This is a genomic window from Symplocastrum torsivum (assembly GCF_059505465.1).
The window spans coordinates 1-25,623 of record NZ_JCACKQ010000019.1 but is presented as its reverse complement, the minus strand read 5'-3'; the positions used below and the strand labels follow the sequence as shown (position 1 = coordinate 25,623).

At 46.6% G+C, this 25,623-nt stretch carries 12 protein-coding genes; 5 read left to right on the top strand and 7 right to left on the bottom strand.

Features of this window, described 5'->3' with window-relative positions; translation table 11 throughout:
* Nucleotides 1–59 precede the first annotated feature (59 nt).
* The 4 genes from AC5JL3_RS06740 to AC5JL3_RS06725 form a co-directional block, all read right to left on the bottom strand.
* On the bottom strand, nucleotides 60–5,429 hold the full coding sequence (locus AC5JL3_RS06740) for a two-partner secretion domain-containing protein (RefSeq protein WP_496073743.1): 5,370 nt from the start codon (nucleotides 5,427–5,429) through the stop codon (nucleotides 60–62).
* A gap of 53 nt (nucleotides 5,430–5,482) precedes the next feature.
* A complete protein-coding gene (locus AC5JL3_RS06735) occupies nucleotides 5,483–6,298 on the bottom strand; it encodes a DUF928 domain-containing protein (protein WP_496073742.1) in 816 nt (271 codons plus the stop codon).
* Nucleotides 6,277–8,871: a CHASE2 domain-containing protein gene (locus AC5JL3_RS06730; RefSeq protein WP_496073741.1), complete on the bottom strand. Its 2,595-nt coding sequence runs from the start codon at nucleotides 8,869–8,871 to the stop codon at nucleotides 6,277–6,279. The genes AC5JL3_RS06735 and AC5JL3_RS06730 overlap by 22 nt, the downstream gene beginning before the upstream one ends.
* 173 nt (nucleotides 8,872–9,044) lie before the next feature.
* Complete coding sequence (locus AC5JL3_RS06725; protein WP_496073740.1) at nucleotides 9,045–9,194, bottom strand: hypothetical protein; 150 nt, start codon at nucleotides 9,192–9,194, stop codon at nucleotides 9,045–9,047.
* A gap of 20 nt (nucleotides 9,195–9,214) precedes the next feature.
* Here AC5JL3_RS06725 and AC5JL3_RS06720 point away from each other — a divergent pair, with 20 nt between their 5' ends.
* Nucleotides 9,215–9,973, top strand: a complete 759-nt coding sequence (locus AC5JL3_RS06720) for an enoyl-CoA hydratase/isomerase family protein (RefSeq protein ID WP_496073739.1) — start codon at nucleotides 9,215–9,217, stop codon at nucleotides 9,971–9,973.
* An 81-nt stretch (nucleotides 9,974–10,054) separates the two neighbouring features.
* Here the strand turns inward: AC5JL3_RS06720 and AC5JL3_RS06715 are convergent, their stop codons facing one another.
* From AC5JL3_RS06715 to AC5JL3_RS06705, 3 genes are all read right to left on the bottom strand, one after another.
* Nucleotides 10,055–12,733, bottom strand: a complete 2,679-nt coding sequence (locus AC5JL3_RS06715; protein WP_496073738.1) for a CHAT domain-containing protein — start codon at nucleotides 12,731–12,733, stop codon at nucleotides 10,055–10,057.
* 176 nt (nucleotides 12,734–12,909) lie between these two features.
* On the bottom strand, nucleotides 12,910–14,013 hold the full coding sequence (locus AC5JL3_RS06710) for a DUF1822 family protein (RefSeq protein WP_496073737.1): 1,104 nt from the start codon (nucleotides 14,011–14,013) through the stop codon (nucleotides 12,910–12,912).
* Nucleotides 14,006–15,478 (bottom strand): hypothetical protein, encoded by a 1,473-nt coding sequence (locus tag AC5JL3_RS06705; RefSeq protein WP_496073736.1) that lies wholly within the window; start codon nucleotides 15,476–15,478, stop codon nucleotides 14,006–14,008. Before AC5JL3_RS06705 ends, AC5JL3_RS06710 begins: the two co-directional genes overlap by 8 nt.
* A 422-nt stretch (nucleotides 15,479–15,900) precedes the next feature.
* On the opposite strand from AC5JL3_RS06705, the gene AC5JL3_RS06700 reads away from it, so the two are divergent.
* From AC5JL3_RS06700 to AC5JL3_RS06685, 4 genes are all read left to right on the top strand, one after another.
* Complete coding sequence (locus AC5JL3_RS06700; protein ID WP_496073735.1) at nucleotides 15,901–16,368, top strand: response regulator; 468 nt, start codon at nucleotides 15,901–15,903, stop codon at nucleotides 16,366–16,368.
* A 250-nt stretch (nucleotides 16,369–16,618) separates the two neighbouring features.
* Nucleotides 16,619–17,593: a peptidoglycan-binding protein gene (locus tag AC5JL3_RS06695; protein ID WP_496073734.1), complete on the top strand. Its 975-nt coding sequence runs from the start codon at nucleotides 16,619–16,621 to the stop codon at nucleotides 17,591–17,593.
* A gap of 273 nt (nucleotides 17,594–17,866) precedes the next feature.
* Nucleotides 17,867–21,853 carry a DUF7379 domain-containing protein gene (locus tag AC5JL3_RS06690; protein ID WP_496073733.1) on the top strand — a complete coding sequence of 1,329 codons (3,987 nt, stop codon included), beginning with the start codon at nucleotides 17,867–17,869 and terminating at the stop codon, nucleotides 21,851–21,853.
* 84 nt (nucleotides 21,854–21,937) lie between these two features.
* The coding region (locus tag AC5JL3_RS06685) for an nSTAND1 domain-containing NTPase (protein ID WP_496073732.1) at nucleotides 21,938–25,623 on the top strand (3,686 nt) is incomplete at its 3' end.

Here is a 25,623-nt window from a genome sequence, read left to right as displayed (position 1 = left end):
GCGTTTAAATTCTCCGACCTGGCAGATATCATTTAGGACGCTAGAAAAGCTCATAAATTCTAGTGCGCCCGTTCCACAAGTAGGTTTGATCGTTTCGTTGATTCAACTGTACGGCAATCCGCTGGTGTATGCCAGGAACTATGGGACGTGGCAGTCGGTGCCGTTGCGACTAAGATAATGTTGCCATTGGCTTCCACCACCCACCCCTGCGCTTCCACAATTTCAGAGCTTTGAGTATTGACATTATTGGCACTTTTTGAAGTTTGTTCGCCGCTTCTCTGCTGTTGTCTTTCCCTATTCTGGACATCCTCGGTAAGATTGTTTGCCGGAGCGTCCAGCGTCACCCAATCTACCTCAACAGCTCGACTTCTAAGAAATTGTCTGGGATTGGGTGGCAAGCCGCCGCGTCCAGTGATGATGAAAGAGTTTTGATTTTGACGGGTACCCGCTTGACAAACTTGGGACACTTCGGTGTCAACGGGTGCAGTTGGCAAGTTCATTAAGCCTCGGTTGAGGTCGATACCAGGTGTGTTGAGTTCCACGGTGCCATTGAACTGAGGACTAAGCTCAGAACTGGCGGTGATGTCACTTAATGGTGTGGGCGCATCGCGGAACTGGGTACCGAAGATGCCAGAAGCATTGACAATTACTCGACCGCCGAAGCTATCTTCAGCATTGGCACTGATGTCGCTATTTTCATTTGGAACGGCAACCAAGTTGTCAGTGTCGATGGTGATGTTGCCGCCTGTGATACTGCTTCCTCTGGCATTGGTGGTGATGCTGCTGCCATGACGCAGTATCAAGTCGCGCGATCGCAGCTCAATATTCCCCCCACCTCCAGAGGTATCAGCACTGATTTTTCCTTTGTTGTCGAGACGGATAGCGTCAGCTTCAACGGTTATTGACCCTGCATTCCCGGTCTGGGAACTGCTTACCGTGACTTGTGCATTGTCGTTCACCGTCAACGTTCCGGTTTTTAGGGTTAAGTCGCCGCCTGTCCCACTGCCAGAAGTTTCAGCGGATATAAGAGAGCCATTGCCAGTGAGGGTGATAGACTCAGGGGCAGTTATCCTCAAGTCTCCTCCATTACCACGGCTAGAGGTGGATGCTGATATCTGCGCCCCATCCCGGAAATTAACCGTCAAGTTCTGCCCCTCACCAAGTGGTTGAATAGTCAAGTTGCCAGCGTTTGCTGTACTGGTTGTCTGGGCAAACAAACCGCTATTGGAGCCAGTCAAGTTTAATTCTGAAGCGCTCACCGTGATGTCACCTGCTTCCCCGCCGCCAGAGGTAGAGGTGAGCAGTTGGCCGCCATTGACAGCACTCAAGGTATTGGCATTGACGGTAATGTTGCCGCCGCTAGAGTTACTCTGGGTTTGGGCATCTAAAACGGCTCCGTCAACTACGCTCAATATACCCGTTGTGATGCTGATGTCGCCACCCTGCCCAATGTTGCTGTCTGTTGTCCCCAACAGATCATTGCTGCCACCACTACCTGAGCGTAGACCACTGCGAATGACAGGATTAGAAGTGGTGTTGATGCCTGAGATTGTGACTGCATCAGTTGCATTCACGCGAATCGCTCCAGCATTTCCCTCTCCCAGGGTCTGCGTTTGCACAACTCCGCCTCCCGTTACAGAAAGGGAACGAGTTTGAAGGTCAATCGTGCCACTATCGCCTCTCGCTCCTCCTGCTACCCCGCTCAATAGTGAGCCATTGGCAATCGAGATAGAGTCATGAGCCAGCACTGAGATGTTGCCCGCATTGCTGCCTTGCCCGAAGGTGGTGGTAGCAATGGCTGCTCCGTCGTTGATGCTCAGTCGCCCTGTTTCAATTCTCAGGTTGCCACCACTGCCAGTGGAGCCGATTGTAGCCTGAGTAAACACACCGCTAGGAAATATGGTTCCAGGTGGAGGTGGCAGAGGAAAACCAATGTTATCAACAGGAAGATTACCAGTGGGAATAAAACCGCCTAAGTAGTTCCCGGCTGAAATTGTGGCAAATCCGGGGCTAAAAACGCCTTTGGGAGGATTGGTTGTTGCTCCACTCAGTTCTACTTTGTCGGAGACTCTAAGAGTGATATCCCCGCCCCGTCCACTGCTATGAGTGGAGGCGGATATTTGTGCGCCTCCTGTGAGGGAAATGGCAGGAGCAGTAATCTGAATATCTCCTCCCTTGCCAGAGCCAAAGGTATCGCTAGAGATGACCCTATTATCTAAAGCGAAAGGCGCATAACTTGAGATGGTAATATTTCCTCCCTGCGCCCCTGTGGAGTTAATTGCATCAGTCTTGATGGTGTTGGCAGCAAAAATGCTAATCGCGCCCCCCTGTCCCCCTGTGCCCGAAACAGAGTATTCTCGAAGATCTGAGTATGAGTCAGATAACACATAGCCAGTGGTAATACTGCCCCCTGCGGTAAAAATGCTAATTGCGCCCCCATTTCCCCCTGTGACAGAGCGAGAGTGCGAGTCAGAACTCAAATCGCCATTGATATTGATGTCTTTTGCAGCAAATAAGCTAATATTGCCTCCATTTCCTGCACTGCCCGTAACAGATACCGAGTAAGAGCGCAAATAGCCACCAGTGGTGATGTTGCCTCCCGTTGTCGATAAGTTAATCGCGCCTCCGTCACCCCTACTGCGATAATCGGACACAGAGGAAGAGTGCAAATAACCAGTGATATTGATGTCGTTGGCGGCGCTCAGGGTAATTGCACCGCCATTTCCCCCATTGCCAGAGTTAGTGCGAGAGTCCAAGTAGCCTGTAACTGCGATCGCACCATTTGTACTTGTGAGGGTGATATTACCCCCATTCCCAGAACCATTCGTCCAAGTGTCTATTTTGCCGTTAATACCAATATCCCTAAAAGCAGAAATCTGAACAGTTCCCCCGTTGTTCGCCAATGTACCCGCGTCCACAGCGCCCGTATTTACTGTCCCCTCTATACTGTTGATGGTGATATTCCCGCTATTGCCAGTTCCAGACTGATTAGAGTAAGAGATTAAATCGCCTGTTTTGATGTCGTTGGCGGCTTGAAGGGTAATCGCCGCTCCACTTCCTCCTGTGTCAGAAGAATAAGAGTACGAGTTAGATGCCAACAAGCCGGTGGTAATACTGTCATTGTTGGCGCTCATGCTAATCACGCCTCCATTTCCGGCACTGCCAGAAGTAGAGAATGAGGAAGAGTTTACATCACCTGTTGTGATACGACCATTGGTACTACCAAGGCTAATCGCGCCCCCATTTGCTGCATTGCCAGAATCAGACCGCGAGTAAGAAAACAAATCGCCAGCGATCTTGATGCTGTTGGTGGCTTGAAGGCTAATCGCGCCCCCATTTGTTGCATTGCCAGAATTAGAGAGCGAGTAAGAAGACAAATCGCCAGTGATCTTGATGCTGTTGGCGGCTTGAAGGGTAATCGCCGCTCCACTTCCTCCTGTGTCAGAAGAATAAGAGTACGAGTTAGATGCCAACAAGCCGGTGGTAATACTGTCATTGTTGGCGCTCATGCTAATCACGCCTCCATTTCCGGCACTGCCAGAAGTAGAGAATGAGGAAGAGTTTACATCACCTGTTGTGATACGACCATTGGTACTACCAAGGCTAATCGCGCCCCCATTTGCTGCATTGCCAGAATCAGACCGCGAGTAAGAAAACAAATCGCCAGCGATCTTGATGCTGTTGGCGGCTTGAAGGGTAATCGCCGCTCCACTTCCCCCTGTGTCAGAAGAATAAGAGTACGAGTTAGATGCCAACAAGCCGGTGGTAATGCTGTCATTGTTGGCGCTCATGCTAATCGCGCCTCCATTTCCGGCACTGCCAGAATTAGAGAAAGAGGAAGAGTTTACATCACCTGTAATAATGCTTCCCCCCATGGCATTAAGGTAAATCGCGCCTCCATTTCCGGCACTGCCAGAATTAGAGTACGAGTCAGAGTTCAAATTGCCAGTGGTAATGCTGCCGTTGTTGGCGACAAGGGTAATCTCACCCCCGTTGTTTGCCCCATTCCTAGTGTCCAGGGCTTGTCCATTAGTAGCGATCGCTCCAGCACTGTTAATATTAATCGCGCCACCATTAGTAGTAACCCTCTGGGTACTCACATTCCCCGATGCCGCCGATAGCGTCACTGTTCCCCCAGTCCCATTAAACGGCTGTAAGATAACATTCCCACCTATCGTAATTCCAGCAGGCACAGGCTCAGTGCCATAGGCAGGTACTGCACCAGAATTGGCAGCGCCATAAGCTAGAGTACTCTGCCCCGATCGCATGATTAATGCTGAACTCGTACTAAGTATTGCAGTATCTGGTCCAGGAGGCAAAGTGCTAGTATCTGGTCCGGTGATGTTGATATCACCTTGGAAGCGAATATTACCCCTTGCTTCGACTAACAGTGATGCTCCTGTATAGTTAGCCGCCACATCCACATCACCATTGGCACTGATAATCGGGTCATAAAAGCTCACCATATTTGCCAGTTCTCCCGATACACTTGTGAGGGAAAAACTGCCACCACTGCTCATACGAGCATCAAGAGAAATAATGCCATCGCTGATTAAGCTCAGATTACGCCCACTCACAAACGGTATCTGCATTGGGTGATTCAGCGCTAAGATGTCTATTCCTTGATTGCCCTGAATGGTGAGATTACCACTCGCTTGCGCTAAAAGCGGTGTCGTCACAGTGTCGCGCACCTGTACTGTATCTTGTGCTAAGAGTGTTAAATCTCTCCCAGCCTGTAACTGACCCTGCAAGTCAAGAAAGTCAGCCACCAAGCTCAGGTCTTGTCCTGCTGCTAAATTTCCAGTATTGGTAATAGTTGCTCCTGGCGTACTTGCTCCCCACTGCAACCCCGGAGTTACATTAATCGTCAGTAACGGTGGTGCCTGGGGATTGGTGGCACTAAACTCGCTACCATCGGGAAACTTGAAACTACTTGCCGTAGTTGCAACAAACGAACCGCCAACGTCTAACTTGGCATTAGGGCCAAAAATAATTCCATTAGGATTGAGCAGAAATAGACTTGCCGTTCCGTTAGCACGAAACAGCCCATCAATATTCGATATCGACCTACCTGTCACGCGGCTGAAGATGTTCTGAATATCCAGGGTATTGTTGAAGTAAGCTTCCGTTCCAGTAGGTACAGAAAACTCTTCAAAGCTGTGGAACAGGTTGCTTCCGGCTTGAGTTCCTTCAGAAATAACTCTGATGTTGTCCTGCGAACTGACGCTAGAATTACTGGGTAAAGTGCGATCGGGTACGATCTGGGCTAATACATAATCTCCACTAGAAGCAAATCTCTCGCTCAGCTTTGCTGGTGTCCCTTGGGCAATCACAGGTAGCTTTGCTAACGTTCCCCCCAGCACCAGCCCACTCCCTAACGCCACAACTTGACCGCACCAACGCCACCAGTATCGGGCTATTCTGGACATAGTACACCCCTCTCCCATCAGCCCAAGCTGATAATTTCCAGAACTATAACTTATTATTCCGGCGTGTAATGTTGAACAATGGGCGCTCTTGCAAGTTCTTCCAAACCAACAGCTTTCAACAACTTAGTCCACTCTTCAGTTAGGACGCGATCGTCTGGATTAGTGCGGCGTAGTTCAGCTAAATTGGTCACAGCATCGTACCAGACATTATGGGCAGCGTAAGCGGTGTACTCCCGTGGTTTTGCTGTCTGCAAGTGCCGCTGAAGGTCGGGAGTTAGCGCTACCCGTTGCATCCATGCGTCAACAAAAATATATTCGGGATGATTTTGTGGGTCACCACAATAAACTCGGAAGAACCAGTGATACTTCGAGTTTTGCTTGAGAGCATATTGTGGATTTGACGGCAGGTCGATCGCGATCGCTCCGGGCAATCCTTGCAAGGTGAGCGGTGTCCTAAACACATCGTTACCCTCTTCATCTTGCAACACAAACTCTCCAGAGCGTAGGTTCGTGGGTAACTCAGGAACATAAACCCAAAAGGTTGGATACTCAGCGACTGTTGATGCCAAGAACGATGTGCCGTTAGTTTCCTCACCCGGTACCAAGGCAGTAATAGGCGTTTTCAGGGCAGGACAACCCTCACGACGGCTTGTCCCTCCTCGGCGGCGACCCTTAGGATCGCCTTCATCTGGAAAATTCTGTGCCAGGTGGATTGGTGTGTTAGCAACGATATTGCTGAGCGATCGTCCAGAGGACGGTGCGTTTAGTGATCGCGCTAGCTCTGCCTGTACACCTGGTGGGTAACTTGCAAGCATTAGGACTAGCAAAGGAATAACACCAGCAAGTTTCATCGGCTTTTGAGGTGACATATTTTTGCTCGTAGTTCAGCCTGCAAACGTTTCTTGCTGCTGCTTGGATGGGGGCGCGGGAGTACCTTCAACACCACTGCACAAGACACCAATGCCAATGCCGATGGAACCAGAGGTATCCAGCCTGCCTGTGTAAATATACCAAAACAGATGCCAAAAACTGTCAACAGCGCAACAGTAATACCTAACCCCAGATAGAGTGGTTGACGAATACGCCACGCTATAGCCCCTCCCAGCAATGACCATCCCCACACCCAAAGCGCTTCCACCCACCCAGACCACCACCAAAATAAAGGTCTGCCATCCAGAACGGCACTCAAAATATGGCTCACCATCTGCGCCTGCACAAACACTCCTGGTATTTGCTTTTCCTCGTCTGGTGCGCTAGCGCTAAAGGGGGTTTCCCAATAATCAGAAGAACTTGGGGCGGTAACGCCAATTAGGACGATACGATTCTTCACAGACTCCAATAACTCAGGGTTAATCTGGTCACTAAGAACGTCTCTGAGAGCGACTCGATCAGCAATATTTTGGAGAGAAGGCAGGGAGCGATAATTGAGCAGTAGTTGATAACCCGATGCATCCACTCCTTGGTAGCCGCTAGAGTGGGATTTTAATCGCTTAAACACAACATTGCCAATTTGCAAGTTCCGTTCTCGATTGATGTCCGCCTTGATGCCTTGTTCATTCAGGTAGTGCCGTGCCAGAAGATAGCTAAAAGCATACTTTGCCGCACAGGGAGATTCTAGGGGAGGGGTTAAATGCAAAAGCTGGCGACGGGCAATGCGATCGCTGTCCGCCACAAAATCACTAAAACTCTGGCGTTCTTTTGAGACTTCAGGAGGGGGGAGAGTGCCATCAGGTGCGCTATCACTAGGAGCAGAAACTTTGCACACGGCAAATAGGCGCTTATCCTGTCGCAAACGAGTCGCTAAATCCGGATAATCGGGGTCAACAGAAAAATCTCGATAAATATCTATACCAATAGCGCTTGGTTGATACTGCTCCAGTTTTTGCAAAAGTTGAGCCAGTGCTTGGTCAGATAGCGACCATCGCATATTCATCTTTTTCTGGAGTTGATACTGAATATCCGCGTCATCAACAGTGACAATTAACAGACGCGAATCTGGCTTTTCATCTGCACTTCGCAGTTGCATTAAATGGTCGTAAGCCTGCAACTCCCTCGGTTGTAGCATCCCCAGATGGCGCACTCCCATCACCAAAGCGGCTACAAGCACACTCGCTACCAATAGGGTTTGGAGATGGCGATCGCTTGTAATAGAGGAGCGATGTCTGGTGGACGGGTTCTGCTTTGCTGTTCTGGAGACAGACTCGCTGCTGAAGTTTCCAGGGGCGGTGTTTCTCCTTACCACTCGAAGTTTTTTGTGTTTCGCTCTGGCGCTAACGGCGGGAGGTACCGCTAAATCGTCTGCCTCGTCTACGACTTCAGTCCGAGTTCGCTGCTGTTGCCAAATCATTGGCGGTTCGGCAGGATTGGTGCAAATTACTGGTAACCAAGTGGCGCAGGGATATTCTCCCTCTCGTGCTTGCAGTCTTTCTCGTGCAAAACGCACCGCAACATATAAAGACTGTCCCCGTGAAAATTCAGCTAAAAAATGCTTTAAAAATTCTTGAGCTATCCTATCCGGCACAGGTTCTCGCATGACAATGACTTGCGGAATCTGCAAATCTTGTAGCTGCTGCGCCAACCCTAAACCATCACAGGAGTTGAAAATCGCTAGCTTCAGCCCACGACTAATCGCTTGTTTGAGAGCATACTTTAATGGGTCAAGGGCAATCGTGTCTGTTTGATTGAGTTGAAGACAACCTTTTTCTTGACTGGAACTATGACCTGCAAAAAAGAGAATATCCCAATCTTGGTGCCAAAGTTTGTCATTGAACTGGTCTAGCTTTGGCTCTACTAAACATTCAATTTCTGCCTGAGCTGATAAGTTTTCTAAACAAGTTCTATCTTGACTAATCTCAATTCCTTTGCTATTGCCAAATATAGCTAAAATTCTAACTTTCCCTATCCGAATTTTTGTAGGTAATTTATTCGGTTGTTGATATTCAGAAGCACTTAATGCCACTTCCGCCAGAGGGTAATCCTCAAAGAAATTCCACAGATACCAGGGGATTCGCCGCAGTAAATCATCGTTCGTTTCAATAATGAAGCGAATTTCCTCAGATGGTTTTAGTTGCGTACGTAATTGTTGGTCAATCTTGCGAAACTCTGTTGACTGGAGCCAGGCATTAATGCTGTTTGTAAACTGCTGGCATAAATGAGTTAGATCGACTTCAGAAACATTAGTTATGTAAGCTTCTTCAATTTCAAAATCATCGTAATTTTCTTCAAGTTCTTCGCTACCAACACGCAAACTATGTCGTTGATAGAAAGCCCGATAGAGCGACTGCCAATTTCGATAAAGTTCGGAAATTTCTGGTGCGGCAGGTAAACTAGCAGTAAATTTCATCCGGTAGGAGTTATCTGGTTCCCCAAGCTGTGCCGTAACAGCAGGCAAACCTTGGTGTAGGTTACCTTGACCCAAGCTTAAAACCACTAACCTACTCATAGGTGTCTGACAAAAGAATAGTCAGATTATAAGTGCCTCAGTCACCCTAGCATTACCGAAAGCTCCTCTATGTTACATCAAGCACCTTCTTCTATCGTTAAGCAATTTCTGGAAACTATTGATTTTTCAACTGAATTCTTTATAGGTGTAAGTGAAATCAACTTATACACTTGTCAGATGGGATGTGAATTGTAGATAGCGCCAAACACTTTGCTGGTAATGCTTTTGAGCCGCAGATACAGGGCTGCCTTCACAGCTTCAACTTCTCTGATGCTGTATAAGTAAACCGAGGTTTCACCTATTGGATAAGTAGAAGAGTTCATTTTACTGATAGGTATTTTTTATGCATACTCAGGTTTCTTTGTCAAGAGAAGATGGCACAAAAACTGTTAGTGTGGAGTATTTTTATTCACAGCGTGTAGCATGTATCAATTTTGCCTTGAATGAACGTAATACTTTTAATCCAGAAAATATTCAACTACTCACTTCAGTAGTTGATGAGGTAGTGAGCAATAATGTCACTCGCTGCCTAATTTTTAATAGCACAATACCTAACTATTTCTCAGACGGATTTTCTTTACAAGAGATGTTTGGAGAAACGGTTAAGCAATTAAAAAACGGAGAAACCCAAATCTATGACAAAATAGCCAATAGTTATCAACGCCTTATTGAGTGTGCTATACCCACAATTTCTTTTGTTGATGGAATTTGTCGCGGGGGTGGATTTGAATGGGCGCTTTCTTCAGATTTTATTATTGCGACACCAAAATCTCAATTCGCGCTTCACGAGATAAGAATTGGCATCGTACCTGGACTAGGAGGGTTTGGAATGATTAAAAGCAAAGCCAATTTAAGTATTGCAAATTACTGTTTACTTACTGGAAACTATCTTTCTAATAGTCAGGCAGTATCGGCTGGGCTAGTTGATGACCAAGTAGATAATTTCCAAGAAATGCTTGAAAATTTTGCCTTTCCCATATCTCAACGCTCTCGTCGTTCGCTTGTAAGAACCAAGTCTTTTATCAATCTTCAGGAAACCAAATTAGCGGCATTGCACACTTCCAGAACTCCTTTCCTTAACTCTCTTATGGAGAAAAAATAAGAGTTTTTTTAAGTAGGTAGGAAGCAAATAGGCAAATACGGTCTTTTTGTACAGTAGGTAATTCCTAAATCAAAAATTCTCTTACAACCAATTCCCCACCAGAACAAAGGGTGCCCAGAAATATGGGCTTTTTTCAGACGCAAAAACAGCAAGTTGGGCATGTTGGAGTGCTTCGGCTTTATTCACCCCAGCGTTCAACTCTCGGTAGAACTCACTCATCAAATCGGCAGTCGAGCGATCGTCCACTGACCATAATGTTGCTAGCGTACTGCGTGCCCCCGCCCGCACAGCGACTCCAGCCAATCCTAAGGCAGCTCGCTTGTCTCCTTCAGCGGTTTTGCAGGCACTCAGGACGAGTAATTCAATAATGCTAGACCTGTTTTCGTGGCTATCTCGCAGTAAGTTATCAAATTCATTGACATTGAGCAGCGCATCCCAGGTGAGAATAAAGGTTTTTTCAGGATCGGAACTGAACTCGCCGTGAGTTGCTAGGTGAACGACTGAAAAGGGAGCCGCCATCAACTCGTTTTGCAGGTTCGTTTCGGTAAACTGCTGATTCAAAAGTTCTTTACTACTGGGTACCTCAGACTGGATGCCCTCTAATTCCCGTGGTACATTTTCGAGGGGGAGAAACTTTCGACCGTCAATAGTGCGTTCTTCCATCACTCCGGCAGTTAAGGCGTTTAACCGTATCTGTTGCAAGGGTTTGGGGTCAAGGAGTTGCAACCCAGGAGTTAAGGCGATCGCATACTTCTGAACCAGATATTTCTGCTGTTGAAAATCGTAGAGAACTGCCATCGGCACGTTCCGCAACGCACCATCCAGGACAAACACTAAAGTTTTGATGTCACTTTTGGCTAACTCCGTTTCAGCAGGTCGAATTAACCAGTCATATATCTGTTGGGACTGCTGCTTCACCTGAGCCGTCCGGGTTACATCTTTTAAGTATTCCCTCAGGTCTTCTACAATGCCTTCCACTTTATCTTGGGCGATTATAGTCCTATAGTGGCGCAAGTCTTGGTTAGGCAGCTTGAGAATAACATCTAGACTGTTAGGCAAAATAATTGGATAGATAACTGCTGCTCGTTGGTCTTTTTGGTCAATCAGCGGGTCAAGTTCCTGTTTTGGATTTACACAAGCTGACCGAAAGAAATTGTCCAGTTCTGCCAATTGCAGAGATTCAATTACAAAACGAGCTTGCTTGAGATTGTCTTGATTGGGTGTGGAGTTTTCCTGAGATTGCAACAGCAATTCAACAAACTGCCGATACACGGGTTCCACACTTTCTGTGAAAGAAAACTGAATGTCTGGATTGATGGCAACTAAATCGCTACGCAGAGATTGGAGGGTTTTGAAGGCTTCAGAATAGTAAGCGATCGCACCTTTAATATCTCCCTGCTGCTTGAGTACACGTCCCAGTTGCCATTGCCACTGATAAGCGATATCCGATGCATTAACACTCTGGGCTATGAACAAAGCTTTCTCGGTGAGCTTTTGGGCATCGGAGAACTGGTCCGTTTTTTCATACAATTCGCCGAGAGTACCAATGGCATAAGATTCTGCTGGCTTGTCTTGTAAGCTTTGCGCCTGCTGGACGGCTTGCGCCAATAGTTGGGCAATTTTGTGAGGGGGGGAAGTTCTCCCATCCTCACTCAAGCTCCTCTCGCTTTCCCCTGTGTTTAACTTCATCAAACTTTCGGCAAAGTTAATTTTGGCATCAACTGCCATCCGGCTGGGGGGCAAGTTGCTAATCTCAGATTGAATTTGGGACGACAGCGCCGAGGCATCAGGAAATTGCTTTGTCTCTATAAGTAGGCTAAGTTGATTTAGCTGAGCCTGAATGCGTGCGATTAGGTCAACCGATGCACTTGCTGCCTGTTGGTAGTAATCCTTAGCCGAAGAAGTGTCTCGCTGGGCACGGGCTGTGTTGCCTAGGCTGAATAGAGTCTCGCTGATGTCTCGATCAGATGACGACGATGAAGCAAGTGCTAAACTTTGCTCCAATACCCGTCGGGATTCCTTTAAATCGCCAACGACTTGCAGGACGTTGCCCAGGCTACGCAGTCCGCTAGCTTTCAGAAGTGAGTCGGGTTGGTTTTTGAGGCTTTGCTCCACAGAGGTTAAAATCTTCTTAGCTTGACGGTAAAGCCCCAACGCTTGCAAAGCTTGAGCCGAGTTAATGCGGTTGCGGGTTAATGCCCTGCTATCACCTATTTGCTGATAAATATCAGCGGCTTGTTGCCAAGTCGTTAGTGCGGCTTCAGCTTTCCCTCGTGCCAATTGTAACTGTCCTTGAACATCGAGCGTTTGGGCTAGGATTGCAGAACGCTCTTTAGAGTTATCCGAATTTTGTAATAGATTGAGACTTTGAGTAATCGCTTTTTCTGCCTCAACCCACAAGCCGAGTTGCTGATCAGCCAAGGAGAGATTGCTCAACGTCATGGCTTCCCTCAATCCATCCCCAGTGGCTCTAAAATCAGCAGCCGCCTGTTGCAAGACATTGACGGCTTCAGCAAACTGTCCTGCATCATAAAGTGTTTTACCCTGTTGCACGAGGTCTTGCGTCCTCCCCAGGCTGCTTGTCAAATTTTGCACAGTAGAGTGGACAGCAGAAGCTTTTACCAAAACAGGCGACACTACTATGCAGAGGAATGCCGTCATCAGCGCCAGTAGAAGCTTAGCTATCCAACTTCTACCTAAGTGTTGAGACTGACAAATGGGTTGTAGAGTGCGGAAAAATACAGGCTGTTTTCTTGCCAAGTTCTTTCCCTTCAACTTTAGCCATTGGTTTAAGCTACAAGACGTATACAGCAGAATTCAGAAGTCAGGAGTCAGGAGTAGAACAGGTTTTATCTCTAGCTTTCAGACTCAGTTGTGTACTTCATCAACTTGAAAACTGCTGTAACTTTTGGTTTAGTCTGGGAGCGTCAATCATTTTACAGCTCAAAGTCTTCTCTAAGGCTGACATTTTCGATACTTACCTCAATACTGAAGTGTTTTCCAGGTTCACCTTTAAAGGGTTTCAATTGAATGTAGTTATCTTGAACTCTTGAAGTGACTTCCTGGAGAGTTTTACCGACTTTAGACAGCAAAGTTAGTTTGAGAAGAGGCGGCAAATACCTTTCTACACCCGTCGGATGTAACTGGATCGAGATAGCTAATTTCTCCTGGGGTTCTTCTGCGATCGCCACTAGCAGCGCGACAGTTTGATTGCCAAGTTGCATCCCTAAGTCAATAAGTTTGCCTCTCTTCATACCCAATTGGGCATTCCTAGTACTCAAAGCTAAATTGGCTTCTGGGCTGATAAGTGCGTCCAAGCCCAGCCACCCAGAGTCAAAGATACCCTGTAACCATTGGCTCAACTTAGTTCTGGTTTCCTTCAGGTATGTCGGTAATTCGGAAACAGGCGGAACTCCCAGTGCAGAGGGAGCAGAGGGAGTAATACCTTCGTTTGCAACTTGACTACTGGTTGAGGCAACAGGTAAAGATATAGCAGTCGGCTCCAATAAACGGCAGTAGACCAAAAGGTCATTTGGCTCAGCATCAAATAAAGATAGCGGTAGCTGGTAAAAACTATCCCTTAAGAGTTGTAAATTGCTCCTACGAAGATAATTAACCAGTTGGTCGTAACACCCAACGCTTCTAACAATTACTTGTTCCTGCTCTTCTAATACCTCTAGCACTACATAGAAATGAGCTGCCAATCCAAGTTGCTCTATGGCATCTTGAGGTACATTTACCACTTCATCAAGCAGGTGCTCGGCGGCAATCAGACAAAGTTTAAACTCACCAACCTTGAGATAACAAACAGACTCAATTAAGTTGGTATCTCGATTAACTGTTTTATTGGGTGTTCGTTCTCTTAGCCATTCCTCAAAGCCAAGTAGTGCTAGAGCATTCAAATAAGTTTGCCACTTGTGCGCTTCACTCTTCACAGAGTCGGTAATCTCTATTGCCCTATCGAAATGTTCGGGTTCAAGCCAGATTATTTCTGGCGGCAAAAGTCCAAAATCAGTTGGATTAACCGGGGAACTAACCATGACGGGATTCCTGATATGTGTTTATTATATGTTGTTCAAAATAAAGGCGAAGTTGCTGTGCATATAAGCTGTTCATCTCACGGTTCTTTCCCGCTTGGATTTCTTCTACTGCCTCAGAGAAGACTTCTTCATCAACAAAATCTTTAATTTGCTCAAGCAAGGTTTTGAGATAGTCGGGTTCGGGAGGAATTTTGGTCAGCCCCTTATCTCTTGCCTTTTCTAGCGTCTTGTCGAGAACTTGTTCCACGCACGCAGCCCGAACCTTGTTGAGAAGGTCTCCCGGATTCAACACACGCCTAGCTTGCGCCCAACTGCTCATTCCCAATAAGGGAGCAATCTCCTTAAGAGACAAGCCCTGACAGTAATATAGTTGCAAACCAGGAATGAATTGTTTAGCTAGAGGAGCATAGGTTTTACTTTTTTCCAATTTGGTAATGGAAGCACGAATCTCTTGCTCTATCGCACCAGCCAAAGCTAACTTTAGTTGCTGATGCAAAAAATCCATCAGTTCCCGCCGTTCCACATCTAATTCATTTAAGGAATCAGTAGGTAAATCCGCTCTAGGTGTATAACTTCCCGTATCAGGGTCGTAGATATCCAGAGATTCTCTGTAACTCCAGATATCATACTGCCGTAACTCTGTTGCTATCTGTTTAAGTTCTTTCATCAACTCAACTGGGCTGTTGATGATGACCTTTCGTTCCTGCAAGAGGGTTAGCATTTCTTGAAGTTGAGCGCTTGAGGGGTCTGGACATTTTCTTACTCCCGCCTGCCGTTGCCCAAATCTGTCTCGACGGTAGACGGCATGAAAGATTTCTACGCTAGTGCGCGATCGAGAGGATAAACGTTCAAGCTGTTTGGCTTTAGCTCTATTCAATAGCGCCCAGTCACTAAGAGCTTTAAAGCCAAACTCCGATAAAAAATTTTTTAGTTCTGGATTTTGTCTAGTTTGCAAGTAAGCCCAATTGTCTAAGCTCATCCGACGGCTTGAGTTGTGCTTAAATGTTCGCAATATCTCAACCGTAAAAAATTTATAAGCCGTTGTCTTAACTTCACCCAAGTCATCCAGGATGAGTTGAGTTTTACCATCCCTATCTAGTATGACTAGAGTTTGACCATCGTCATTGAGTACAAAGGGCAGCAAATCCTGGTAGGTGAATTGCTTTTCACCAGAGAACAGATTGTCGATTTTTTTGCAGGCTTTGAGGATGGGGTCAGAAACATAACACCTCAGACAAAGTCCAGCCAAAGCACGGCTTGTCGTATCAACAGTAGAGTTATTGCCGTAGAAATAGGAATTCAGAGCAGCTTGCATATCCTCATTTTGAGAATTGGGAACTTGTTTGTGAACAAACTCCTGTGCAGTCGGAACTAGACAGTACTCATAGGCATCTGTTTCACTCTTTAGACTGATGCGGCAAATTTTCCAGTATTTTGATGAAGCACCCATAGCTACTGCGTTCACCTCACACTACCTGAGCTTATATATAGTAGTTGCATTAATTAAATAAATGCCAGCATCTTGAGCTTATACAGTTAGTCGAGAATTCAGGGAAAACTCAAGGAAAGCTCACTGAAAAACTGACTCTTCAATCACATCGCATCTGACAAGTGTATAAGTTGATTTCACTTACACCTATTAAGAAACAGTTGGAAAGACTATAGGGCACAGGAACTATCCTGAACGCTTTTAGCTGCCACTTGCCTGTCTGCTACTGAGGCAAGAGTTGAGTCAAGCGATTACCTACGCACTACGAGCAACATTTCTCGCTTCGTGGTATCGGCTTGAGCTTTGAAATCCCTTACAAGGCAGACGTTGATAGCCTTCGGCTCCACTAACTTCTTCGCTTGTGACACTCAAAGGACGGATGTGAGATTAAAACTAAAATGCTAAGCAATTTAACCTTTTATAGCCTATCTGATCAGGCTGTTTTACCGAAAGCTTATAAGAATTATCCTATTGAGGATGATACATTGAGAAACCTAATATTAATAATTGAATCTGATGACAAATCAGACTTAGGTATTTTTGATTTATTAGAAGATGAAGGTTTTGATATCGTTAGTGTACCCGACAGATTAGAGGGTTTAAAGCTAACAAAGGAACTTCAGCCAAGTTTGATTATTTGTGACATTAATCTACTCGAACTAGATGGTTACAGAGTTCTAAACGATCTACGAGAAGATTTGGAAACGGTTAAGATTCCTGTTGTTTTTATAGCCTCTGAGGCTGACCTGCACAAAAGCCCCCGTGATTGGCAACTAGGAGCCGATGATTATCTCATCAAACCTGTACAAATCGAAAAGTTGTTGGAAGTCATTTTTCGGAATTTAAAAAGAAACAAAATCGATTAATTTATCTAATCAGTAAGGTAGTTTATGAAGTTGAAGAAATCATTGATAGAAGAGTCTCTTTTCATAAAGAGAGAGTGGCTCGCAATCCGAGCTAGCGAGTCTTTTTGGATGGATGGTTGAGCCGTGTTAATGAAGCTCCACCTACAGAACGTATAGGACTAAGAGAGTCCATTAATAATTTGTAGAAGCTCATACAAATTCTAGTTTCAAATACGAAAAAATTCCCCTATTAAATATCTTGGAGGTAGCAATGAGCGAAGACGAAATCACGAAGGAAAACAGTAATGAAGAAACTGAAGACAGAGGCATTATTGAGCCTTGTGGAGAGATAAACGAGATTAATAATGACCTCGAAGAGGTGAGTCGAGCGCTTGATGAGGCAACTCGAAGTCTCGAAACTACGGTTCAGCAAGCACCTGGCTGCTCAACCGCTGTGGTTAGCGGGCTTTCTAAGCAGATCATTGAGGAGATGAACAGTATAGAAGCCAATTGCCTGGTGAGCTTTACCGACCTAAATGTGCAAAATAAGAGTGCAGCGGTTAACCCATTCCTTCAGCGTGAGGCAAAAGAGGCACTGGCTCGCGTTATTAGCGCTCGCGGTCAAACGCTGGTGATCAACTCGGCTTACCGCACCCTTCCTCAGCAACTCATGCTGTACAACCAATACAGAAATGGACAGTGCGGTATTCCTATAGCCGCTCGTCCAAGTACCAGCAACCATGAGGATGGTCTAGCCTTAGATGTCGATGACCCACGCGGTTGGGAGCCGTTCTTCATAAAGCAGGGTTGGCGACCACTTCGGGGTGACCCTCCCCACTTTGACTATAAAGGAGGGGGAAGATCAGATATTAGCAATATTGCCATTAAGGCTTTCCAACGGTTGTGGAATCGGTACAATCCCAATGACCGTATTGCAGAAGATGGTGACTGTGGTCAGGCTACTCTATCCCGACTCAATAAATCAGCCATAGCAGGCTTTGGCGTAAGCACGGTGGAAACGGCTTCGAGACTGACAACAAGGACACTGCGTCTGAGCAAACCTTATATGCAGGGTGACGATGTCCGCCAAGTTCAAGAAGCCTTAGTTAAGGTGAAGATTAGTGTTACAGCCGATGGCGTGTTTGGTTCCGGTACCGATAAAGCCGTCAAGCAATTCCAACAGCAGAAGGGTTTAACGGCGGATGGTGTTGTTGGAGCAGCAACTCGTATAGAACTAGGGTTGTAAATTGAGCTAGAGGCACTGTCGGTGTAAGAGACTACTATAAATTCTTGCGATTACCTCTAATTATTGGTAGGACTCGTAATTGTTGAGCTTTATGGTAGTGAACAAAGACAGTGCCTGTCCTGAAAGTGTTGAGGTTGACGGAGGAAAGAGACTATTAGGTTTCGTTATGTACTCACCTTCATGGAGCCTAATAGCATTTCTATTATCTGTAACAGGGATTTAGCGAAAAAATGTATCAGTAATTTCTAAAAAAACTGACGAAGTGGGGTAAATATGGCGAAGAACATCTATGCACTGCTGGTTGGGATCGATGAATACGATCCGGCTTCAGTTCCCCCAGTACCACTGCTAAAAGGTTGCGTTAATGATATCAGGGCTATAGAAGAATATCTTCGGGAGCGGACTAAGGAGGGTGAATGGAACCTGGTAGAACCGGATGATCTGCCTTGGGTACTCACAAACGAGCAGGCGACTCGTCAGGAAATTATCAAAGGCTTTCAACAGCACCTATGCAACGCTGACAGTGAAGATGTCGTGTTCTTTTACTATTCAGGTCATGGCGCTCAAGAGAAGGCACCCGAAGAATTTTGGAATTTAGAGCCAGATTATTTGGATGAAACTTTAGTTTGCCATGACAGCCGTACACCAGATGGTCGAGATTTAGCTGATAAGGAATTAGGGTACCTAATTTCAAAAGTTGCTAAGAATAACCCCCATGTTTTGCTTATTTTAGACTGCTGTCATTCGGGTACTGGAACGAGAGATTTAGCTTCAGATGTAACCGTGCGTCGTGGTCCTGTGGATTCTCGCGATCGCTCTTTGAGCAGCTTTATTTTTAATGAAGAAAAAACGGTCTTAGATGAACTATTAACCTCTTCTCGTAACCTTGAAAGGAAGACGGCTGGTGTCGTGTTACCTAAGGGAAAGCACGTTATGTTCTCTGCCTGTCGAGATTATGAGCTGGCGAAGGAATATAAGGGAGAAGATGGTCAACATAGAGGTGCTTTTTCCTATTTCCTCCTGCAAACTCTACAGCGAACCAATGGCAGCATAAGCTATCGAGATTTAGCCAGAAATCTTAATGCTCTGGTAAGCGGTAAAGTCAGGGAGCAGTCGCCTCAAGTTGAAGCAATTGACCCGGAAGAGTTAAACAAACCGTTCTTGGGTGGTGCAATTCCCGAACGCCCCTTCTACTTCACTTTAAGCCGTAGTAAGAATGAGAATAGTTGGGTAATTGATGGTGGAGTGCTGCACGGTATCCTTAAACCCACAACGGGAGATACCTTTTTAGCTATCTTTCCAGCCGGAAGTACTCCAGAACAGTTACGCCAACTCTCAAAGGCTCTTGGGGAAGCTAAAGTTACTCAGGTGATGCCACAACGCAGCAAAGTGCAGATTACCAAGGGTAGCGTTAGCGAAGCGAGTCCACCGGAGCTTCAATTATCCGAAAACGAAAGCTATTGGGCAGTTATAACCGCTCTCCCACTACCTCCTTTGAAGGTTTTTATTAAAGGCGAACCCGGTGAAGAAGTCGGCATCGAACTGGTACGCCAAGCCCTCTTATCAGCCGGACCTGATGGAGGACATTCATTATTCGTACATCAAGTAGACGTAGGTACGGATGCTGATTACAATCTGCTAGTTCGTAATGGTCAGTACGGGATTACACAGCCGACTGATGACCGTCCTTTAGTTGCGCCAATTCCTGTAAAACCGGATGAGGCGGGTTACACCTCTGAACGTGCACAGCAGGTTATTCAGCGCTTAGAACATATCGCCCGTTGGAATAATATTCTCGAACTCTCCAGCCCCGCTACCAGTCGAATTAAACCCAATGATGTGGAGATGGAAGTTATCATCCTTTCTGGGCGAGATACATCGGCATCACCTCAGAATGATTCTACAAAAGGTGCTGCTGAGCAACGTGTGGAGTACAGCTATGAAAATGGTGAATGGATACCACCAAAAATAAAAATAAAACTAACCAATCACAGTCAGAAAACGCTCTTCTGTAATGTCATCGATATTTCAGAGAGCTTCTCTGTAAGTGTCCCCTTTTTTGACGAGAGAAGTAGTCTACGGATTCCACCCAAAGGCATAGAAGGAGACGGAACAGTTGAGAGCAGCTTTGATGACCTTGTGTTTGTCATCCCAGAGGACTTCTTGGAGCAGGGCATTACTGAGTATAAGGATGTATTCAAGCTGATTGTCAGCACTACAGATTTTGATGCCAGTTTACTAGAGCAACCGGCGCTGGACTTGCCTCCTTTCGGCACTAGAGGATTCGGGCAAGGTACGCTCAACCGTTTAATGAGCGGAGTACATACTCGTGAGGTCGTGCGCTCCGGAGGAAACTACGATGATTGGATGACGAAGGCCGTTACGTTTACAGTCGTGCGACCCCAGGAGGGGAGAGTCCTTCAGTCTAACGAAAGCACTGTTCTACAGCAGGGTGTGGTTGAGTTGCAACCCCATCCTAGTCTGCAAGCTAAAGCGGCGCTCACTACCATACCGCAGGCTAGTAGAGATTTAGGAAATCTGATTCTGCCAGCTATTCTACGGCAAGACTCGGCTCTAACTGAAACGTTTCAATTCACAACCACTAGAGGCAGTGATCCAGGCTTGAGTGCCTTGGAGCTAAATGATGTACAAGATTACACGGTTGTGACACCAGAAGCTCCTCTTAAGTTGGTGGTTGATACAGCCTTGGCGGAGGGTGAACACCTCTTGCCGATCGCTTTTGATGGTGAGTTTTTCCTGCCATTAGGTCAAGGGGTGACAACTGAACAAGGCAAGACTGAGATTACCCTGGAGCGATTGCCCAAACCCTTAGTAAGCAGCCGCAGCTTGCAGGGTTCAATCCGTATCTTCTTTCAAAAAGTGGTGAGCCAAAAGTTGGGCAGTCCATTTGAGTACCCCATTTTATCGGCAGCCGAGGTCAGGGATGATGAGACAGTAGTTTATGAGAAAAATCAGGAGAAAGTAAAGGCGCAGGTTGCTCAAGCCCAGAAGATAGTGCTGTACATTCATGGCATTATTGGGGATACGCAAAGTATGGTTCCCAGTATCCGACGCGCCACAGTTGATGTGGATGGACAACAGCGACACTTGAGCGAACTGTATGACCTTGTCTTAGGGTTCGACTACGAGAATCTCCAAACGACAATTGAGGAGAATGGACGATTGCTCAGGCAACGGCTGGAAGCTGTAGGTTTGGGACCCAACCACGGAAAAGAGCTGCATATTGTGGCTCACTCAATGGGGGGGTTAGTCTCTCGTTGGTTTATTGAGCGAGAAGGCGGTAATCAAATAGTTCAACACTTAGTGATGTTAGGCACGCCGAACGGTGGCTCTCCTTGGCCTGCTGTACAGGATTGGATTTTTGCTGCCCTAGGTATAGGACTCAATCAACTTTCGGCAATTGTCTGGCCAACTAAAGTAGTGGCTGACTTACTTCAATTTCTGGAGAGTAACGACTATTCTCTAGAGCAAATGCAGCCAGACTCTCCCTTTCTGAAAGCGATCGCACAAAACTCAGACCCCCACGTTCCTTATACGATTGTTGCGGGTGACCGCTCTATTGTCCCAGCGGCTATGGAAACCCAACTGGGGAAGGATTCTAGCTCGTTAAAGCGACTCATGGAGAGGCTCTTTGGCAAGGCTGTGGACAAAGTCGTCAATCTGACGTTTTTTGAGCAACCTAACGATATTGCTGTTACTTTAGCCAGCATCAAAAGTGTCAGTGCTACGCGATCGCCTCAGCCTAAGATTTTACTACCCGATGCTGCCTGCGACCATCTCACCTACTTCACAACTAAGGCGGGTTTGGATGCCTTAGCGAACGCTCTCCACTCTAGCCCAAGTCGCAAACCCCAACCTCCATTAGAGGCAATTAACCCGGAGGGCGTGGCTTCGTCTATCGCTTCTTCAATGCCTCCAGAAGAAAGTAATCTCATCGCTCTCCCACCTAACCTAGATGCTGTGACTACTGTATCGAACCAAGAGCCTAGCCAGCATCGCCCATCCATCCAACCTCCTCTACCTTTGATATCTGAACAACCTCCGGTGTCTGAGCCAATTGCACCAGACAACATTGATCGAGAAGCTGAGACTCGGAGTTGGTTAAATGGTGCAGTGATTGGGGCAATTGTATTGCTGCTGGCAGGAGCAATTTTTGGTTTAACGAGGTTGAAGCGATCACCCCAACCCGATTCAGCCAAGCAAGGGAAAACCAGTCAATCGTTAGTCATTAGTCATTAATTCTTAGTAAGAGTAATGACAATCCAGATTCCGTGCCGCTACGCTAACACGAAAAATCTGCAAGTTACATGAGCGATTGCATCTATGGCAGAAATTAAACGCAGTCTGGCAGTAGTTATCGGGATTAATCAATACGTCAATGGCATCCCAGCGCTCAAAACTGCTGTCAATGACGTTAGAAAAATCGCTCATATCCTAGAAACCAAATACCAATACGAAGTCCTGCGACTGCTGGATGAGGATGCCACTGGTACGCAGCTCAGGGAACTCTTTGCTGCCTTTGAGCAACAGACACTCCCTTTACCTGATGGCAGTAAAACCCAACTTCACCCCGATGACCGCCTGTTGTTCTACTTTGCTGGACACGGCATCGCCCTAGATGCACTGGACAACGCCGATGGTCCTATGGGTTTTCTGGTGCCTCAAGATGCGCGGATGGATAATGACAACAGCTTGCTACCGATGAAGCGACTGCATGATGCCTTACTAGCACTGCCTTGCCGTCATTTGTTAGTTATCCTTGACTGCTGCTTTGCTGGGGCATTTCGTTGGGCAGGACAACGAGATGCGGTACGAGCGCAAAAAATGTATCGCGAACGCTATGAGCGCTTCATCTCTGGTTATGCCCAGCAGGTGATTACCTCTGCCGCCGATGACGAAAAAGCTGCCGATTCCTTGTATCGTTTTGGACAGCGCAGTGAGCATGAGGGACACTCTCCCTTTGCCGAATTGCTCTTGAAGGGACTCTCTGGAGAAGCCGATTTTAGATGTGACGGTGTGATCACAGCCACAGAATTGTACGTCTACATTCACGGTGAGTTGGGCAATACAAGTGCCAAACAAACCCCAGGCTTTAGTCAACTCAAACGTCATAACAAGGGAGAGTATATCTTTCCCATCCCTGGTTTTAAGGCAAATAAACTGGAGGAAGCCCCCAAACTCGACGAAAAAGCGAATCCTTACAAAGGGTTAGAGTCATTTGAAGAACGCGACAGCGACAAGTTTTTCGGCAGAAAAGCGTTAATCGAAACGCTGCAAGACTTCGTGACTAACCATCCGTTGACGGTGGTACTAGGGGCTTCGGGTTCAGGGAAATCCAGTTTGGTCAAAGCGGGATTGATTCCACAGTTGAAGAAACAGCGGGAGCAATGGCGTGTCTTAGAAACCATCCGTCCGGGAGAGTCTCCCTTCCGGGCTTTGAACCAGGCACTGGAACGAGAAAAGTTACCTGTTTTTGCTATTCCCAATCAGGCGACTGATGACCTGACTTCTGGGGACGCAAGCAAAGAGGGCAACAGTAGCGACAATACCTTGTGGTATGAACAAGGCTTGCAGAACCTGTCTTTCAACTTGGTGGCTTGGAGAGAACTTTACCCAAACTCAAAGCTGTTGCTGGTCATTGACCAATCTGAAGAATTAGTCACTCTCAGCCGGGATGAAGTTGTGCGGGAAATGTTTCTCAAGGGTTTGGAAAGGGCGCTCAAAGCCTTTCCTGATTGGTTACGGATTGTGCTGACACTGCGAAGTGACTTTGAACCCCAATTTAGAGAGACTGCTTTAGAACCTTATTGGAGTGGGGCGCGATTTATTGTCCCAGTGATGACGCGGGAGGAATTACGCCAAGCTATTGTAGAACCCGCCACCGCTAAGGTGATGTATTTCGAGCCGCCAAAGCTGGTAGACGACTTGATTGATGAAGTGGTGCAGATGCCAGGAGCGCTGCCCCTGCTTTCTTTTACCTTAAGTGAGCTTTATCTCAAGTACATCAAAAGTGTCAAAGAAGGCAAACGGAATAATCGGGCGATTACTCAGGAAGATTATGAACAACTGGGGGGAGTGGCGCGAAGTCTCACCCAAAGAGCGGACTGTGAATATGAGGAGTTGAAGAAGCGCGATTTAGCATACGAGCGAACTGTGCGCCATGTGATGCTGCGGATGGTGGCAGTGGGTGGAGGTGAGTTGGCTCGCAGACGGGTGCTATGTAATGAACTAGAGTATCCAGAGCCAGAAAATGCGCGAGTCAAGGAAGTAATTGAGCGCTTTGTCGCTGCTCGCTTGTTAGTGAAAGGACGAGATATAAAGAATCAGGAGTATGTTGAGCCTGCCCATGATGTTTTAGTGCGGGGATGGCAAAAGCTACTGAGTTGGAAACAACAGGAACAGGAAAGTTTAATTTTACAACGGCGGCTGACACCTGCGGCTTTTGAGTGGAAAAGTCAGCAACAGGCTAAGTTTCTCTGGAATGCCGATCCACGCTTGGATTTGTTGAAGCAGGTACTCAATTCTAATGACAACTGGTTTAACCGAGTAGAGGCTGAGTTTATAAGGCGCAGCGTCCAGAGGAGACAAAACAACAGTCGTCGCACAATTGGTATTGTAACTGGAGTAATTGCCTCGCTGTCTGGATTAACCATTTTTGCTTTTATTCAACTACAGTTTTCGCTTTTACGTGAAAAAGCAGCTAGAGTAGAAAATCTGCTAAATGCCACCCCTATAGATGGACTCGTTCTGGCAATCCAGGCTATAGATCAGAACCGTTCATGGATGCCGTGGAATATACTTAACCCTGTGAAATTTAGCTTACTTAATGCAATACAAGTAAACAGAGAACGAAACATTTTTACAGGTCATACAATGTTTGTCCGCTCGGTGGCATTCAGTCTCGATGGCAAAATGATTGTTAGTGCTAGTGATGATAACACGGTGCGCTTGTGGGACTTACAGGGCAACCCGATTGGGAAACCATTTCAAGGACATACACGCCCTGTCACATCTGTAGCCTTCAGTCCTGATAGCAAGATGATTATTAGTGCTAGTGAAGATAACACAGTGCGCTTGTGGGACTTACAGGGCAGACCAATCAGGCAACCCTTAAGCGGTCACAAACTTCCAGTCCAATCTGTTGCTATCAGTCCCGATAGTAAGATGATTGTTAGCGGCAGTGAGGATGGCACGGTGCGCTTGTGGGACTTACAGGGCAAACCGATTGGAAAACCATTTCAAGGACATACAAATGCTGTCTGGTCTGTTGCGATCAGTCCCGATGGCAAGATGATTGTCAGTGGTAGTAAGGACAACACGCTGCGCTTGTGGGACTTACAGGGCAAACCGATTAGGCAACTGGTTCCAGATAAAAAGAGCCATGTCTGGTCTGTTGCGATCAGTCCTGATGGTAAGGTGATAGCCAGTGGCAGGAACGACGGGATAATACACTTATGGGCCATTTCGGGCAAACTAATTGGGCAACTGGTTCCAGATAAGACGAGTGCTGTCTTATCTATTGCCTTCAGCCCTGATGGTAAGACCATTGTCAGCGGTAATTATGACAACACAGTACGCTTATGGAATACTTCGGGTAAACCGATTGGGCAACCCTTACTAGGGCATATAGATACTGTCCAATCTGTTGCCATAAGCCCCAATGGCAAAATGATTGTTAGTGGTAGTAAAGATAGCACGGTGCGCTTGTGGGACATTTCTGACCCGATTGGGAAGCCCTTAAAAGGGCATACAGATACTGCCCAATCTGTTGCTATAAGTCCCAATGGCAAGATGATTGTTAGTGGTAGTAAAGATAGCACGGTGCGCTTGTGGAACATTTTGGGCAACCTAATTGGGCAACCTTTACAAGGTCATACAGATGCTGTCCAATCTGTTGCTATAAGTCCCAATGGCAAGATGATTGTTACTGGCAGTGACGACAAAACGGTGCGCCTGTGGAACATTTTGGGCAACCCAATTGGGCAACCTTTACAAGGTCATACAGGTAC